This window comes from Rhodospira trueperi (genome assembly GCF_900101965.1).
In the GTDB taxonomy this organism is placed as follows: domain Bacteria; phylum Pseudomonadota; class Alphaproteobacteria; order Rhodospirillales; family Rhodospirillaceae; genus Rhodospira; species Rhodospira trueperi.
In genome coordinates this window covers 89159-104175 of sequence record NZ_FNAP01000007.1, presented here as the reverse complement: position 1 = coordinate 104175, position 15017 = coordinate 89159, and the positions used below count along the sequence as shown (strand labels likewise).

The 15017-nt window shown below is 68.6% G+C and carries 17 protein-coding genes; 6 read left to right on the top strand and 11 right to left on the bottom strand.

Annotation, left to right across the window (positions count from 1 at the left end; genetic code table 11):
• Nucleotides 1–223: 223 nt before the first annotated feature.
• The 5 genes from BLS85_RS10645 to BLS85_RS10625 form a co-directional block, all read right to left on the bottom strand.
• Nucleotides 224–1264 carry a sodium:calcium antiporter gene (locus BLS85_RS10645; RefSeq protein ID WP_092786067.1) on the bottom strand — a complete coding sequence of 347 codons (1041 nt, stop codon included), beginning with the start codon at nucleotides 1262–1264 and terminating at the stop codon, nucleotides 224–226.
• 104 nt (nucleotides 1265–1368) lie between these two features.
• Entirely contained in the window at nucleotides 1369–2331 is a 963-nt protein-coding gene (locus BLS85_RS10640; RefSeq protein ID WP_092786065.1) for an OmpA family protein, read from the bottom strand.
• Between the two features lie 182 nt (nucleotides 2332–2513).
• Nucleotides 2514–2741 carry a hypothetical protein gene (locus BLS85_RS10635; protein WP_092786063.1) on the bottom strand — a complete coding sequence of 76 codons (228 nt, stop codon included), beginning with the start codon at nucleotides 2739–2741 and terminating at the stop codon, nucleotides 2514–2516.
• 157 nt (nucleotides 2742–2898) lie between these two features.
• Nucleotides 2899–3138 (bottom strand): hypothetical protein, encoded by a 240-nt coding sequence (locus BLS85_RS10630; RefSeq protein WP_092786061.1) that lies wholly within the window; start codon nucleotides 3136–3138, stop codon nucleotides 2899–2901.
• Between the two features lie 59 nt (nucleotides 3139–3197).
• Nucleotides 3198–3662: a DUF1523 family protein gene (locus BLS85_RS10625; protein ID WP_218128383.1), complete on the bottom strand. Its 465-nt coding sequence runs from the start codon at nucleotides 3660–3662 to the stop codon at nucleotides 3198–3200.
• A 404-nt stretch (nucleotides 3663–4066) separates the two neighbouring features.
• Here BLS85_RS10625 and BLS85_RS10620 point away from each other — a divergent pair, with 404 nt between their 5' ends.
• From BLS85_RS10620 to BLS85_RS10605, 4 genes are all read left to right on the top strand, one after another.
• The gene (locus BLS85_RS10620) at nucleotides 4067–4246 is read left to right on the top strand and encodes a DUF1328 family protein (protein ID WP_092786292.1); all 180 of its coding nucleotides are present in this window, start codon (nucleotides 4067–4069) and stop codon (nucleotides 4244–4246) included.
• Between the two features lie 386 nt (nucleotides 4247–4632).
• Nucleotides 4633–4938 (top strand): hypothetical protein, encoded by a 306-nt coding sequence (locus tag BLS85_RS10615; protein WP_092786059.1) that lies wholly within the window; start codon nucleotides 4633–4635, stop codon nucleotides 4936–4938.
• A 78-nt stretch (nucleotides 4939–5016) separates the two neighbouring features.
• Nucleotides 5017–5598, top strand: a complete 582-nt coding sequence (locus BLS85_RS10610; protein WP_092786057.1) for an HdeD family acid-resistance protein — start codon at nucleotides 5017–5019, stop codon at nucleotides 5596–5598.
• Between the two features lie 151 nt (nucleotides 5599–5749).
• A complete protein-coding gene (locus BLS85_RS10605) occupies nucleotides 5750–6325 on the top strand; it encodes an exopolysaccharide biosynthesis protein (protein ID WP_092786055.1) in 576 nt (191 codons plus the stop codon).
• Between the two features lie 113 nt (nucleotides 6326–6438).
• On the opposite strand, the gene BLS85_RS10600 is transcribed toward BLS85_RS10605, so the two are convergent.
• Nucleotides 6439–7011 carry a sigma-70 family RNA polymerase sigma factor gene (locus BLS85_RS10600; protein WP_092786053.1) on the bottom strand — a complete coding sequence of 191 codons (573 nt, stop codon included), beginning with the start codon at nucleotides 7009–7011 and terminating at the stop codon, nucleotides 6439–6441.
• A 95-nt stretch (nucleotides 7012–7106) separates the two neighbouring features.
• Complete coding sequence (locus BLS85_RS19785; protein WP_425438478.1) at nucleotides 7107–7460, bottom strand: NepR family anti-sigma factor; 354 nt, start codon at nucleotides 7458–7460, stop codon at nucleotides 7107–7109.
• A gap of 251 nt (nucleotides 7461–7711) precedes the next feature.
• On the opposite strand from BLS85_RS19785, the gene BLS85_RS10595 reads away from it, so the two are divergent.
• A complete protein-coding gene (locus tag BLS85_RS10595; RefSeq protein ID WP_092786051.1) occupies nucleotides 7712–8176 on the top strand; it encodes a phosphate-starvation-inducible protein PsiE in 465 nt (154 codons plus the stop codon).
• Here BLS85_RS10595 and BLS85_RS10590 read toward each other — a convergent pair.
• From BLS85_RS10590 to BLS85_RS10575, 4 genes are read right to left on the bottom strand one after another with little or no spacing between them, the layout of a single operon-like run.
• Nucleotides 8157–9572, bottom strand: a complete 1416-nt coding sequence (locus BLS85_RS10590) for a class II fumarate hydratase (protein ID WP_218128381.1) — start codon at nucleotides 9570–9572, stop codon at nucleotides 8157–8159. The two genes, BLS85_RS10595 and BLS85_RS10590, sit on opposite strands and share 20 nt — an antisense overlap.
• 22 nt (nucleotides 9573–9594) lie before the next feature.
• Nucleotides 9595–10392, bottom strand: a complete 798-nt coding sequence (locus BLS85_RS10585; RefSeq protein ID WP_092786049.1) for a CBS domain-containing protein — start codon at nucleotides 10390–10392, stop codon at nucleotides 9595–9597.
• A gap of 3 nt (nucleotides 10393–10395) precedes the next feature.
• Nucleotides 10396–11139 carry a gamma-glutamyl-gamma-aminobutyrate hydrolase family protein gene (locus BLS85_RS10580; protein ID WP_092786047.1) on the bottom strand — a complete coding sequence of 248 codons (744 nt, stop codon included), beginning with the start codon at nucleotides 11137–11139 and terminating at the stop codon, nucleotides 10396–10398.
• Nucleotides 11136–12476: a carboxylate--amine ligase gene (locus BLS85_RS10575; protein ID WP_092786045.1), complete on the bottom strand. Its 1341-nt coding sequence runs from the start codon at nucleotides 12474–12476 to the stop codon at nucleotides 11136–11138. The genes BLS85_RS10580 and BLS85_RS10575 overlap by 4 nt, the downstream gene beginning before the upstream one ends.
• Nucleotides 12477–12755: 279 nt before the next feature.
• Here BLS85_RS10575 and BLS85_RS10570 point away from each other — a divergent pair, with 279 nt between their 5' ends.
• Nucleotides 12756–15011 carry a VTT domain-containing protein gene (locus BLS85_RS10570; RefSeq protein WP_092786043.1) on the top strand — a complete coding sequence of 752 codons (2256 nt, stop codon included), beginning with the start codon at nucleotides 12756–12758 and terminating at the stop codon, nucleotides 15009–15011.
• The last annotated feature ends 6 nt before the right edge of the window (nucleotides 15012–15017 follow it).

Sequence of the window (15017 nt, the reverse complement as noted above, 5' to 3'; positions counted from 1 at the left end):
GCCCACTGTCCACATATGGGGAGTTTGCGAGCGGTTCCAGGTCATGGGCGCGGGAGGTGCTCCCGGCCACGATCTCGGGACGCCCGTTTTTTCCGTCGCTCCATGGACCCCGGCCGACCCTCCGGCGTTGATCCGGAAGGAAGGCCGGGCGCGACCGCGCCGTAAATGGGAGTCGCGCGCGCGGCTCCCGTTTTTTCGTGGGGCGCCAAGGGCGAACGCGCCGTTACCGCACCGCCTGAACGGCGATGCCCAGGGCGTAGAGCCCCAGAACGCCGACGCTCTCGAAGCCGATGCCGGCGATGCCCCGGCGTTCCCGGACGATCAAGCCGAGCAGCAGCACGGCGGTCATCGTCAGGCCGATGACCAGCCAGAACAGATCGCCAAGACCCACGGCGTGATACAACGAGCCGTCGCGGTACGCCACGTCGGAGGCGGACAGAAACAGCACGTCAAAGGTGTTGCCGCCGATGATGCCGCCGAGCGCCAATTGCAGCGCGCCGCGCCGCACCGCCGCCAGCGTCGTGATGAGTTCCGGCAGCGACGTGGTCACCGCCGTCAGCAGGGCGCCTACGGCGGTTTCCGAAACGCCCAGCATGTCGGACATCCGTCCGCCCGTCTTGGAGATGAGCCAGCCCGCCGCGCCGAGCACCAGGGCGAGGCCCAGGAATTGCGCCAGCAGCGGGGCGATGCCGCCCCGCGCCCCCGTGCTTTCTTCTGGGCTTTCCTCCGGGGTGTCCGTCCGCGTATCGCGGGTCTGTTCCGGGTGCCACATCGGCCGTTGGCGAACCCGCGCGGTGGCGCGGGTGCCAAGGACATAGAGGATTACCAGCGCCAGTGAGGCCGGGTGAATGCCAAGGACGGCGATGTCCGGCCCCGTCACCGCCAGCAGGGCCACCGCCAGCAACAGGGACAACAGGGCGGCCTGCACGACGCTGGCCAGTTCGGCGGCGGCGTGCTCCATGTTGACGCGGCGATACAGAAGGTCCGCCAGGGCCAGGAATGCGGTCTGGGCGGCAATGCCGCCAACGGCATTGGAAAAGGCCAGCGACGCGCGACCGTCCAGCGCCGCCGTGACGGACACGACCGTTCCGGACAGCGACGTGGCCAGCCCCAACAGAACACCGCCGACCACGGCCTCGCCCAGGCCCGTCCGGTCTCCCAGGCGATCCGCCAGAGAGGTCAACCGCACGCCGAGCACGGCGATGGTCAGGCCGGCGGCGGCGAACAGCCCGACCACCACGGGCAGGGACAACGCGTCGAACATCGGCGATCACCTGAGCATGGGGGGGTGAACACACCGCGCCCCGGGCCGACCCGTTCACACGGATCAACCCGAGGCGCGCGAGGCTCGGACAGGCGACACTCCGCCTACCAGAGCGTGGACTCGAGCGCGGGCATGTCCTTGGCGCCCACGACGACGACATCGGGCGTCGATTGGCCCACCGCCTGTACGACGACGCGGCGGTTACGCGGTTCGCGCACACCGTCGCCGGTGGGAACGGCCGGCGCCGTCTCGCCCTGGGCCTCCAGGGCCAGGGTGTCGATCTCGCGCACGGTCAGGCCCATGTTGGTGAGCGCGTCCGCCACGGCCACGGCGCGACGCTCCGAGAGCGCCTGGTTATAGTCCGCCGATCCGGAGCGGTCGGCGTGCCCGACCACGCGCATCGCCACCGAGTCCGGATTGTCCAGGGTCTCCTCCAGCTCGTCCAGCACGGCGCGGGCGTCCGGCGTCAGGGTCGCCTCGTCAAAGCCGAAAAAGACCACGGCCTCGGCCACCACGGACGGATCGTCCACCGCATCCAGGGCGGCGAGCACCGTCATGGCGTCGCGGAACTGGGTCCGGCAGGCCTCGATGTGTTGGTGCTGGTGGCCTTCCTGCACCTGCTCGACCCAGCAGTCGTAGCTCACCAACGCGAAGGCCGACGCCTTGGGGGCGATGTCGGGACCATCCGTGGTCAGAACATGCATCAGGGCCTCGCGGGCCTGATTCAGACGCGCCAGATGGAGTGGGTCGGTAATGCCCTGGTCGGCGGCGACTTCCGGGCTCGGCGCCTCGCCGTGTCCGACGGCGATGCCCTTGTCGGCAAAGTGCTCGGCGTCGTACCAATCGCCCATCCGGTCCGCCTCGAACAAACTGAACTGCTTGTAGTAGCGGATCGCCTGTTCCTCGAACGTCGGCGCATCGGCCGGGATGTCGGCATCGCGCATGGTCCTGACGCCCTCGAAGCCGAACAGGGCATGGGCCGGAGAGGCCACGGCGAGACCCAGTGCGGCGCCGGCGGCAAGCCGGCCCAATGTCATCTTGGGCTTGGTCGTCTTGGGCATGCTCATGGGTCGTCTCCTCCTTGAAACGGCGCGCGCGGTCTCTGCGACGGCATGGATTGGAAAACAACGTCGGTGTCGCGTCCCCTGCGGGACAGGGCGTGGGGACGGGCGCGCGAGGGAGAGAGGGGGGAGAGGAAGGACGGGGGGGGGGCGGCTTCGTCGAAGAAGCCGCCCGGGTCGTTCACATCCTAGTCGCGCAGTTCTTCCTTCAGATAACCGGCGGCGGCACCGGCGGCACCGCCCAGGGCCGCACCCGCAGCCGCCGAGCCGCCCGTAACGGCGGCCCCCGCCGCACCGACACCAGCGCCGATGGCGCCGCCGCTGACGGTGCTCTGCTGGCTGGCGGTCATGTTCGAACAGGCGCCCAGGGCGAGCGGCGCGGCCAGGGCGAGAACCAGGGTCGTGCGCACAGTCATGGGATGCTCTCCATTGGTCTTTCCGGTGAACGGATGTCCGACAGCTTTCGTGGTCGGACGGACTTGATGGGGAACGCCGGACCCGGGGAGCGGGTTCCGGGATTTTTCCCGCCCCGTCCCTGCGGGGTCCGACCCGGGAAGCGGATCGTGGGACGCCTTAGCTGTCGTCGGCAGCGTCCTCGGCCTGCTGGGCGGCGTCCTCAATGCTCTGGGCGGCCCCTTCGGTCGCCTCGTTGAGAGCCTCGCCGGCCTCCTCGACCGCGTCGCCGACCTCCTCGACGGCATCCCGGGCCTGATCGCCGGCCTGCTCGCTATCCGACTGAGTCAACGACATGCCGACCATGACGCCCCCGGCGACGAGCACAATGATCGCGATGGCCATCAGCGCCTGTTTCATATCGGGGTCTCCTTTTTGCAGTGGCTTTGTTCCCGCGCATCATGGTTGCGGGACAGATGTCACCCGGTCCCGGTGACTTCGCCCTCGCCTTGGTCGGACGGGGCCTTAAGGCAACGCTCCGGTGCGTCAATCGAGACGGCGTTGGGGAACATGTCCAGGAAGGGAATGCGCAGGCCATACCCGTTCACCATCACGGGCTCTTGCGGGCATTCGCGGGTCACCCGGCTTGCCACGGATTGCAGGTCCGCAGAATCGAACTTGAAATACGGGGGCGCGAACCCGGCATCCTTGTTCTTGAAGATCAGTGTGTCGGCGGTGCCGGCATAGACCGTCTCGATGCGGTATTGGACATCGCGCCCGTCACCGGTCGTGCCGGTGATCTGCACCTCCCAGGAACCCGGTCCCCAACGCACCCAGACGAATGCCAGAATGACGACGAGGACCAGCCCCAGCCCGACTTTCATCATGTTGGCCGCACTCATGGTCGCGGTACCGTTTGTGCCAGCGGGATCGTCGGCTTTCATCACTTGTCTCCTTCATTTCGCTTCGCCAATCGGAAACGCCGGTGCCGCCCTGGGGTTCCCGTGAAAACGCGCCCGATTGCACGTCACGGCGCGAATTGCCCGCTGACTGGCGTCCCCCGCCATCCTGTCTCGGGCGGAAAAGCAATTACCATTCAACCAGCTAAACCGAATCCCTCCCTGACGTGAGAGGGCGAAGTGCCCATTCGAATGACAGGCCCGAATCCCGGGCGCTCGGCGGCACGCGCAACAGACGCGCAACGAAATCGCTGGCGGCATCGGAACCCGACAGGGGTGCTCGGAGTTGTTTATGCAGTCACACCGTGGCGCGGCCGTCGCGTCCCGTCTTTGGCCCCATCATTGGCGGCACCGACGGCTCCATCGTCACAAACGAACAGGAGGCTCCCATGTTGGGTTGGGCCATCATGTTTTTCGTCGTGGCCATCATCGCCGCGATCTTCGGCTTCGGCGGCATCGCCGGGGCTGCGGCCGGCATCGCGCAGGTTCTCTTCTTCGTGTTCCTGATCCTGTTCGCCGTGTCCGTGGTCGCCTCGGTGATGTCGGGCCGGCGCCCGCCGGTGCCTTGAGGCCACGGATACCGGCCGTCGAATGACCTGACTTCATTCGACGGCCGGCCGGCGCGCCTCTGGCGTCGCTTCGCGACGCCAGCTTTTTCAGACTGGGGGCCGGCGCCCACGGCGCCGCTTCGCGGCGCCGATTTAAGGATGGCCGCCCTTTGGGCGGCCGGGGCGGCGGAGCCGCGCGCCCAGAAGGGGCGCTGCGGCGAGCAAAACAAAGATTCAACAACGCCGGCTCGGCGTCGTGAAGGCCGGACGAGTCAATCCTATCGTCGGTTGGCATGACACTCGCCAATGACGTCCGCGAGCGCCGTCTGCGACACGGCCGACGCGTCGCGGACCGTCGAACGCCGAAAAACCAACGCGCAACCAGCAACCGGAAATGGAGGACCACCATGACCATGCAAGACAACAAATATGTGCAGGCCGTTCAGAGCGACTTCGACGCCCTCAAACAGAAGTGGGACGACATGCGTCAGAGCTTTTCCGACACGGGAAATGGCGGCGGTTCCGGCGAAGCATCGGGCGGCGGCAACGGCAAGGTTGACTCCCGCCTCGCCGAAACGGCCTGGGCCGATTTCCAGGACCAGTCCGAAAAGCTGAAGAATGCCGGCAGCGCCGCCTCGAACGAACTGCGCGGCAGCTACGAGGCGGCTCGCGACAAGGTCAAGAAGGTTGTCGAGGCCTATCAGCGCGGGTAAGCGCCCGCGTGTTCCCTCACCCGACGTCCGGCCCGCCCGGACGTCGGGGCGTTGGGACGGAAACAGGAGGATGATCCAATGGCACATTCCATGACATCCACCGCCGACGAGCCCACGTTTCATGGCGAGCCAGAGGAACGGGTTTGGGGCGTTGATCAGGGCGACCTGACCCGGATCGGCGTCGTCTCGCTGCTGGCCGGGGCGGCGGCGCTTTTCCTGCCCTGGCTGGCCACGACGGCCGTCGAGTGGTTTCTTGGGCTGTCGCTGATCGTTCTCGGCGGCTTTGAGTTGATGCACGCCCTGCCGTTCAATCGCGAACGCGGATCCGTCTGGCATCTGATTCTGGGCGTGATCGCAGGCGGCGCGGGGCTGATGTTCCTGGTCGAGCCGCTGGCCGGCACTCTGACGCTGACCAAGCTGGTCGGCTTGCTCCTCACCGCTTCGGGTCTCGCCAAGGCCGCGTTTTCGTTTTCGGTTCGCCTGCTACAAGGGTGGGCCTGGGCGCTGGGCAGCGGTCTGCTCAGTCTGGGCGTCGGTCTGGCGATCCTGTTCACGATTCCGGTCCTGTCGAAGACGCTGCTTGGCGTCCTGGTGGCCGCCGAGCTGCTCATCAACGGCGGCTGGATGCTGAAGCTGGGGCTGGCTCGCGAGCGAACCTGAGCGCCGCCTGTCGCGTCCCAGTGGGCAGCCGTCCAGTGGACCGCCGCGTTCTCGGTCGGGGGCACCTCTCGACCGCGAACGCGGTGTCGCGACTCTTGAACCCGCCCCTCCGGGGTGTTTCGCCGCCCGCGGTTGAACGGGGAGACAAACAATGGCCCAGACCGTCGAAAGCGTTCTGAACACGCTGGACCGAAGCGCCGCAGAGCGCGACACCGTATCCCTTGATGACGTCCTGGAGACCTTCGGGCCGCGCGCCCAGGGACCGCTGGTGTTCGCCATCGGGCTGGTGATGCTCTCGCCGGTCAACTGGATCCCCGGGGCCGGCATCGTGCTGGCGACCGCCCTGACGCTGTTCTTGTCGCAGGCGTTGCTGCGATCCGGGCCGCCCCGCCTGCCGCGACGCGTGGGGCGGGCCGAAATCAGCAGCGACCGCGCGCGACAGGCCATCGCCGCCGTGCGGCCGTGGGCCCGGCGAGCCAGTGTGTTGGTTCAGCCTCGGCTACGAACATTCACCACCGATGTCTGGCGTCGAATGGCCATGGTGATGATCATCATCACCGCCCTGTCGATGTATCCGCTGGCGATCATTCCAGGCGGGGCGGGGCCGCCTTCCCTCGCAATTGCCGTCTTCGGGCTGGCGCTTCTCGCCGAAGATGGAGCCCTGATGCTGGTCGCCCTTGGGATGTCTCTCGGCGCCCTCGGGTTCGCCGTCTGGACGTTCGGGTAGAGGCTCCGACAGAGGCGACACCGACGTGCGCCGGGGCCGGCGAAGCATCGACCAAGAAAAAGGGAGCGCCCACTGTGCGCTCCCTTTTGCGTGTCGGATTGACCGTCCGGGCGCTACTGCGCCGCCAAGCCAAGTTGGGTGTCGATCTCCTCCATCAGGCCGTCATGCGGCGCGGGCCTGCCGGCCGGCATCCGGGGCAGGTCCAGGTTATCCTCGTCCAGCAAGGCTTTGACGTCGCGCCGGCCGCGCGAGACCCGGCTCTTGATGGTACCGGGCGCGCATCCGGCGATCTCGGCGGCCTGCTCGTATTCGAACCCGCACGCGCCGACCAGGACCATGGCCTCGCGCTGTTCCTCAGGCAGGCAGGCGAAGGCCCGCTTGAAATCGTCGAGTTCGAGACTGGCCTGCTGTCCACTGGGCACGCCGTGGGACAGCATGGTCTCCTCGTCGGTCTCCTCGCTCTTGCGCCATTTGCGCCGATGCTCGGAGTAAAAGGCGTTGCGCAGGATGGTGAACACCCAACCACGGAAGTTGGTGCCCGGCTGGTAGCTGTCGCGGTTGGCCAGCGCGCGGGTCGCGGCCTCCTGGGCGAGATCATCCGCCAGCGCACGGTCGTTGGTCAGCGAATGCGCGAAGGCCCGCATGTGGGGCAAGGCGTCGGTCAGTTCCTGATTGAAGGACGACATGGATGCCTCCTTTCTTTCGTCGAACCGGCCACGGAGCCCGACGGCCTCGCTTCGGGACCGTCCGGAGAAAACAAAGCGGAGGATCGCTCGCTCCGTCAGTCCGAAGGGGTGTCGTTGGCGCTTCGCAGGCGCCGCACCAGGGAGCGGAAGGTCTCTGGCAGGGGTTCTTCGACCCTCTCCCGGTACATCCGTTTCAGGTGCGTTGTGATGCCGTGGCCGGCGTCTCCGTCCGGAGACGTTACGTGCTGGTCTCCTTGCGGAGACGTTACGTGCTGGTCTCCTTGCGGAGACGTTACGTGCTGGTCTCCTTGCGGAGACGGGGGGCGTTTCGCGTCCGCCCCGATGGTGAGTCCGGTGTCCGCGCGGCCATTGCCGCCGCCGTTGACACGCTTGCGTTCGGCCGCCTGGTCCCAATGGGAGCGACCGTGGTTCCGTTCAGTGTGCGACATGGTTTCGCTCCACCCGTCTCGTGGCTCCCACTGGAGCGAAACGTTTGCGGTGGCGGGTGCGTTCCATGGCGCGTCCAACCATACCAAGTATCTGGGGCGTTTCTCCGTTGGTGCAACCCACCTCATCCAAAAGAAGGAAACATCCCTCTCTCCGGGACGGGAACCCACCGGGTGGAGAAGCGTTTCCTCGCAGAGCCCCGGCGCGCGGTTCGCACCGGGACAGCCCGAAACCCGACCCAGCGAGGCGACGCATGAGTCCCACGCACCTGATCGGCGCGGCCGAGCGGATCCTGCTTGGCTTCGTCGTGGTGATGACCATCGTAGCGGTCGGCCTGGAAATCTGGGCCGTCTACCTGAACCGGACCGTCACCCTGGCCGACATTCTGCTGCTGTTCCTCTACGCCGAGGTTCTCAGCATGGTGAAGGTGTACTACGCGCGCGAGCGGGCGGCGTTCCTGTACCCGATCCTCATCGCCATGACGGCGCTGTCGCGCTTGATCGTGCTGCAGAGCAAGGAAATGGACCCGCGCGCCATCTTCTTCGAGGCCAGCGCCATCCTGATCCTGGCCGGAGCACTGGTGCTGATGCGCTCGCCGGTGCTGCGCGGACTGGTGGATCGCGGGCTCGGCGATCGGCCGACGGGACACCCGGCCATGCGCGATTCCGAAGACACGACGCAGGACGCGCCGCCCGAACTCAGCGACCGGATGCGCTGAGGCCGCCCCGGGCCAACACGGCCGGATCGACGACCCGGTCGTAGTCCGCCGCGTCGAGCAGACCGAGCGACAACACGGCGTCGCGAAGGGTCGTGTCCTCTTTCGCGGCCTTGTGCGCGGCCTCGGCGGCGCGGTCGTAGCCCACGACCGGCGCCAGCGCCGTGACCAGCATGAGAGACCGGCCGGACAAGTCCTCCAGCCGGGCGTCCACCGGCGCCAGTCCCGCGACGCAGCGGTCGGCGAACGAGCGCGCGGCGTCGCCCAGCAGGCGGATCGACGTCAGGACGTTGTGAATGATGACCGGCTTGTAGGTGTTCAGTTCCATCTGTCCCCCGGCGGCGCCGTGCATCACTGCGCCGTGATTGCCCACCACCTGGGCGCAGACCATCAACAGGGCCTCCACCTGGGTCGGGTTGACCTTGCCCGGCATGATCGACGAGCCGGGCTCGTTGGCGGGCAGCGCCAGTTCGCCGATGCCGCAGCGGGGGCCGCTGCCCATGAAGCGGATGTCGCCGGCGATCTTGCTGAATGCCGCCGCCGCGCCGCCCAGCGCGCCCGACAGGTCCACGAACACGTCATGGGACGCATTCGCGGCGAAGTGGTCAGGCGTCCGCGTCACCGGCAGCCCGGTCAGCGCGCGAACCTCCTCCAGAAACCGCTCGACAAACCCGGGCGGGCAATTCAGGCCGCTGCCGACGGCCGTGCCGCCCTGGGCCAGCGGCAGCAGGTCGTCCGTCAGGCGCCGCAGCCGTGCTGTCGCCCCCGCCACCTGCGCGGCGTAGCCCTCGAACTCCTGCCGCAAGGTGACCGGCACGGCGTCTTGAAGGTGGGTGCGGCCGCTTTTGACGCGGTCGCCGAACGCGGCGGCCCGCTCGCGCAGGACGGCGTGCAGGTGGTCCAGTGCCGGCAGCAGGCGGTCCCGCATCTCCAGCAGGGTGGCCAGGTGCATGACCGTGGGTATGGTGTCGTTGGACGACTGGGCGCGGTTGACGTGGTCGTTGGGATGCACGGGCGCGCGCGTGCCAAGGGGCTGCCCCAGGCGCTCGTTGGCGCGGTTGGCGATCACCTCGTTGGCGTTCATGTTGGTCTGGGTGCCGCTGCCGCTCTGCCAGACGGGCAGCGGGAAATGATCGTCCAGCCGGCCGTCGGCCACCTCGCGCGCGGCCGTTTCTATGGCGTCGCCAAGGCCGGAGTCGAGGTCGCCCAGGGCCACGTTGGCGCGCGCCGCCGCCTGCTTCTGCACGCCAAGGGCGTGGATCAGGGGCAGCGGCATGCGCTCGGTGCCGATCGGGAAGTTCTCCAGCGCGCGCCCGGTCTGCGCGCCCCAGTACCGATCCGCCGGAACGCGCACCACACCCAGGCTGTCGGTTTCCTCGCGATGCGTCGCCATGGTCATGGAAATCACCTCTCGTCGAGGGTCAGGGGCCGACTTTCGGACGCAGGTGATAAACCTGCAGTCCGCCCGGTCGATTGGTCTCGGAATGCCGGCTTGTGACCCCACCCGCCATGGACGGACCCGATCCCGGCGCCCGCGTGATGGCCCGCAGGACACGGCCGATCATGGCATCGCTCTCGCTGCCGAGCGCGAGATCGCTGAGCGACACAAGCCCGATCAGCGCGCCCTCGTCGTCCACGACGCACAGGCGGCGCACCCCTTCGCGACTCATCACGTCGGCGGCCTCGGAAAGGCTGGCCCGGCCGTAACACGCCACGACCCGGTTCGTCATGACATCGGCGATGGGATGGGCGGCCGGATCGAGCCCGGCGCCAACAACCCGCACGGCGATGTCACGATCCGTGACAACCCCGGCGACCGCGTCACCATCCAGCACGATGAACAGCCCGACAGTGTCCGCAGCCATCTGGCGGGCCACCTCGCTCACCCGGTTGTCGGAGTGCACCGTTCGGACAGGGGTGGTCATGACCTCGCGGACGGTGGAGCCGTTGCGATCCTCCGTGCCCTCTCCCTCGCCTTGAGGGTCCTGAAGGCTTCGGATGGCGTCGCGGATGTCCGACAACGAGGCAGTGTTCCCGCCGCCCATGTTCTCTTCGTCCGCCACCATCAGTTCGATGGCGTCGTGGTCCCACTGGCGCAACACCGCCAGCTTGTCCCGCCGGGACAGGTCAGGGCGGTCCAGCAACTCGGCCGGCGTGCAATCGCCAAGCCGGTACTGCAACGCCGGTGTCTGCGGACTGTAAGTCTGATCTTCGGGCATGGTCTACCTCACGTCCGATGAGTGATGCCGGCCCACCGCGAGGCGGCGGTGCCGACGGGCCGCGCGCGCCAGACCGCGATACAGTCCCGCCTGACGCCCCCGGTAGAACAGAAGCTCCGGGTGCCATTGCACACCGAGAAAGAACCGGCGGCCCGGCACCTCAATGGCCTGGACGATGCCGTGCTGGTCGCGCGCGGCCACCCGCACGCCCGCGCCCAGGCGGTCCACGGCCTGATGATGCAGGCTGTTGACGCCGGTCACCGCTCGGCCCAGCAGGCGGCGCAGCCGCGTGCGCGGCGCCACATCGACCCGCTTGCGCGGCAGGACGGTCCGTCGGCGTGGCGTCTCTCGATACACCGCGTACATATCCTGGTGCAGCGTCCCGCCGCGCGACAGGTTGAGCATCTGCGCGCCCCGGCACACCCCCAGCACCGGCAGCCCGCGCCGCTCCGCCCGCTCCAGCGCCGCCAGTTCGAAGGCATCGCGGGCCGGGTCGATGCGCACATCAAGCATCACGTCGCCGCCGTACACGGAGGCGCCGATATCATCGCCGCCGCCGATCACCAGGGCGTCGAGGTCGTCCACCTGCTCCACGTCCGCACCCGGAACGAGACGGCGGGGCACGGCCCCCGCCATCAACAGGGACAGTGCGTGCAGCGGCCAAAGGCGTCCGCCGCGCCGCCCCGCCGATCCCGTCACACCGATCCGGGGCCAGCGCCGGCCAAGGGTCGGGAGATGGTCGGTCATCGGGAGAACTCCTCCGGCAGTCGTCCGTTTCGAACCAGGGAGCCGACCGCGTACAGCAGGCCGAGCCCGGCCAGCGGATCATCGGCGGTGAACAGTTCCGAGCGGGCACTCTCGGCGCGCTGCCAGCGTGATTCAAAACGCTGGCGTGACGCGGCCGGCACCAGGGCATCACCGAGACCGCCGGCCATTTGGGTCAGCGCGCGCCACCAGCCACCGCTGCGGGCTTCCGTTCGCGCCCGTGCCCAGGCTTCTTCAAGGGAGTCGAAGCGGGCGCCGTCCTCGGCCAGGTCCTCGATGGCGCCCAGGATCCACACCAACGGAACCTTGGTGCGTTGCCCCAGGCGCACCTCCGGCACCGCCGGCACGGTCCCGTCGACCATCATCCGGTACAGCAGCCACGGATAATCGACGCCGGACTCGATGGATTGGAACAACCCGCCCCAGAAGCGCGGATTGACCTCGATCAGGCGCGGCGTTCCGGCGGCTGTTCCGTCCCAACGGAAATCGAGTTGCACCACACCGGTCCAGCCGAGCGGCCCGAGCAGACGCTCGGCCACCGCCGGCATGGGACCCGGATCGACGGTCTCGCGCAGCACCCCGAAGCCGCCGGCCCCCGGAAACGTTTCCAGATTGCGATAGGCCATGTGAACCCGGGGCACGCCGTCCTGGTACAACGCGGTTAGACAGTAGTCTTCGCCGTCGGCCAAGCCCTGGACCAGCACCGTGCCGTCCGGATCGATCAGCCGCGCGGCCTCGAACGCCTCCGCCATGTCGGCGGCGTCCTCGACCCGCGCGATTCCGCGCCCGCCGGTGGACGAGGCCGGTTTGACGAACACCGGAAACCCGATGTCCTCCGCGGCGCGCCGGGCTTCCTCTGCGGAGTCCGGAAGGCGCGTCGGTGGCGCCTCGACGCCCAGACGCTCCAAGGTGCGCGCCAGATTGTGTTTCGGAAACACCGCGTCGATGGTTTCGATGGTGGGCGCCGCGACCCGGGCGACAGGCTCGAACAGATCGCGCCGGGCAGCGATGTTCGGCGTGTCCTCGTGAATCGGCATGAGCACATAGGGCCGACCGTCCGACGGCGCGGTGTCCCGCACACCCTGGGCCAGGGAGTCGATATGGTCCGTTCCGTGGGGTCCCTTGGGGTCATGAAGAAAGGTGCGGGTGACATACCGCGAGAACGACAGCGCCATCATCGGCGTCTCGTCGCACCCGATCACCTCGATCCCGCGCTGGCCCAACGAACGCGCCACGGCGAGCGCCATCAGGCTGCGGCCGTGGGTCAGCACCACTCGACCGGGCGCGGGTGTCTGGACGCTCTTGTCTGGTTCGACCATCGTATTCGGTGCTCCTGCGTTACGCCGCGCGGCGCGCTGAAGCGCGCCGGTCCACCCTCCGGCAAGGGCACGGCCAGCGCCCCGACGATGGTGCCATAGGAGTTGGTGCCATTGGAGTTGGCGACCCGCTCGATCTGGCCATCGTCTGTCCTCCTGTGTGCCAAGGTGGGCCCCAGTAAGGAGTCAACGCCGGTCCAAGGGATGCGTTCCATGACGGCGGCGCGAGGCGCGTCTAACCTGGAACTGGTGTAATCGGGGCGGGTTCCGTAGGGTGTTGCCATGTCCAATCATCACGAACGTTCAACAACGGGCGATATCGCCGGGTTCGACGGTTGGGACGGCGTGTCACCGCTCGCCGTACCGGGCCAGACCTGCTGGCGGATCACGCGGGCCGACCGGTACGCGGTCCTGATCGACGGGGCGGCCTACTTCGCCGCCCTGCGCGCGGCGCTGATCGCGGCGCGGTCCCAGATTCTGATCGTGGCCTGGGACATCTCCAGCACGGTCCCCCTCTGCGATCCGGACGCCCCGCCGCCGGACGACGGCTGGCCGGTCACGCTGGCGCCGCTGCTGCGCGCGCTGACGGAGGCGCGCCCCGAGCTTGTCGCGCGGGTTCTGCTGTGGGATTTCCCCATGTTCTACGCCAGCGACCGGGAGATGCTGCCGGCGTGGCGGCGGGAGTGGAATCCGCACCCGCGCATGACCTTGCGCCTGGACGGCACGGGACCGGTCGATTCGGCACACCACGAGAAGATCGTGGTCATCGACGACCGTCTGGCCTTCATGGGCGGGCTGGATCTGGCGCAGGCGCGCTGGGATACCGTCGAGCACCGCCTGGAAGACCCGCGCCGTCGCCTGTCGGCCAGCGGCGAGGCATATCCGCCCTTTCATGACATGCAGTCGATGATGGAGGGGCCGGTCGCGGCCAACCTCGGCGCCATGATCCGCGCGCGCTGGGCGCGGGTCACGGACGAGCCGGCGCCGCCCGCCCCGGCGCCCGACCTGCCGTCTCCCTGGCCCGCGTCGGTGCCAGCGGATATCGAATCCCTCCCCGTGGCCTTGGCGCGGACCCGGCCGGCCCACGACGACGCCCCCGCCATCGACGAAATCGCCCGTCTGATCGCCGCTGATATCCGCGCGGCCCGGCGCTGGATCTACATCGAGGATCAGTACCTCACTAGCCGGCTCGTCGCCGAGACGCTGGCCGAGCGGCTGGCCGCAGCGGACGGACCCGAGGTGGTGGCCGTGATCCCGCGCGTCTGGGACGGCTGGCTGGAGACCGCGACCATGGGCGTGGGGCGCGAGCGGCTGCTGCGGGCGTTGCGCGCCGCCGACCGGCACGGGCGCCTGCGGGTGGTGACGCCGGTGCTGGAAGGGCGCGGGTCGGGACTGATGAAGATCCACACCAAGCTGATGATCGTGGATGACATCGCCATGCGTCACGGCTCGGCCAACCTCAACAACCGGTCGATGGGGCTGGATACCGAGCTGGATCTGCACCTGGAGCCGGGGTTGCCCGATCCGGACACCGGGCGGTCGCGCGGCGCCGACGTGGCACTTCTGATCGAGACCGTGCTGTGTCGCCTTTTGGGGGAGCACCTCGCCACCCCGCCCGAGACGGTGCGGGCCACCCTGCGCGAGACCGGCTCGCTCCATGCCGTCCTCGACCACCACGGCGATCCGGCCGTACGCGGACTGGCACCGGTGGACAGCGGCGACGCGCCCGAGGACCTGGTTGAGGCGCTGCCCGATCCGGTGCCGGGGGACTTCGAGGCGCCGGTCTCGGCCCGGGACCTGCCGCGCGTGTTTTTTCCGGAGGGAACGGCGGTGGCGCGGCAAACCCAGGGCCATCCGTATCGGCGCGTGTTGCTGCTGGGGGCGCTGGTCATCCTCGTGGTGGCGGTGTGGCAGGGGACCCCTCTGCATGCCATGGTGACGCGCGAGGCGGTGACGGCCTGGGTCGAGGCGATCCGTGTCCACCCATTGGCGCCGGTTGGCGCCATTGGCCTGATGGCGGGCGGCTCTCTGGTGGGGGCACCGGTAACCGCTTTGATCGTGGCCATGGCGGTGGTGTTCGGCCCGCTGCTCGGTTTCGTCTACAGCACCGTGGGCGCGTTGGCGAGCGCCGCCGCCGGGTTCGCCATCGGCCGTCGGCTCGGCGGCCCGGCGCTTGAGGCGTTGCAGGCCCGCGTCAAGCCCATGGACGGAGTCATACGGGCGGCGCGCCGCCACGGCCTCAAGACCGTGCTCTTTTTTCGGATTGTTCCGGTGCTGCTGTACACGCTGGTCAATCTGGCCTGCGGGGCGGCCGGACTGTCCTGGCGTGTCTTCATCTGGGGCACGCTGGTCGGCATGGTGCCGGGGATCGCGGTGATGAGTCTGTTGGGCGAGGGGCTGTGGCAGGTGATCCAGGCGAGTTCGCCATGGCGCGCCGGGTTGATCGCGGCCGGCCTGCTGGCGTTGGTGGTCGCCTTCAGGGCCGTCTCGCGGCGCGCGGCGCGCACCCAGGCGCCGGATGTCCGGCGGCGGGGGTAGAACCGT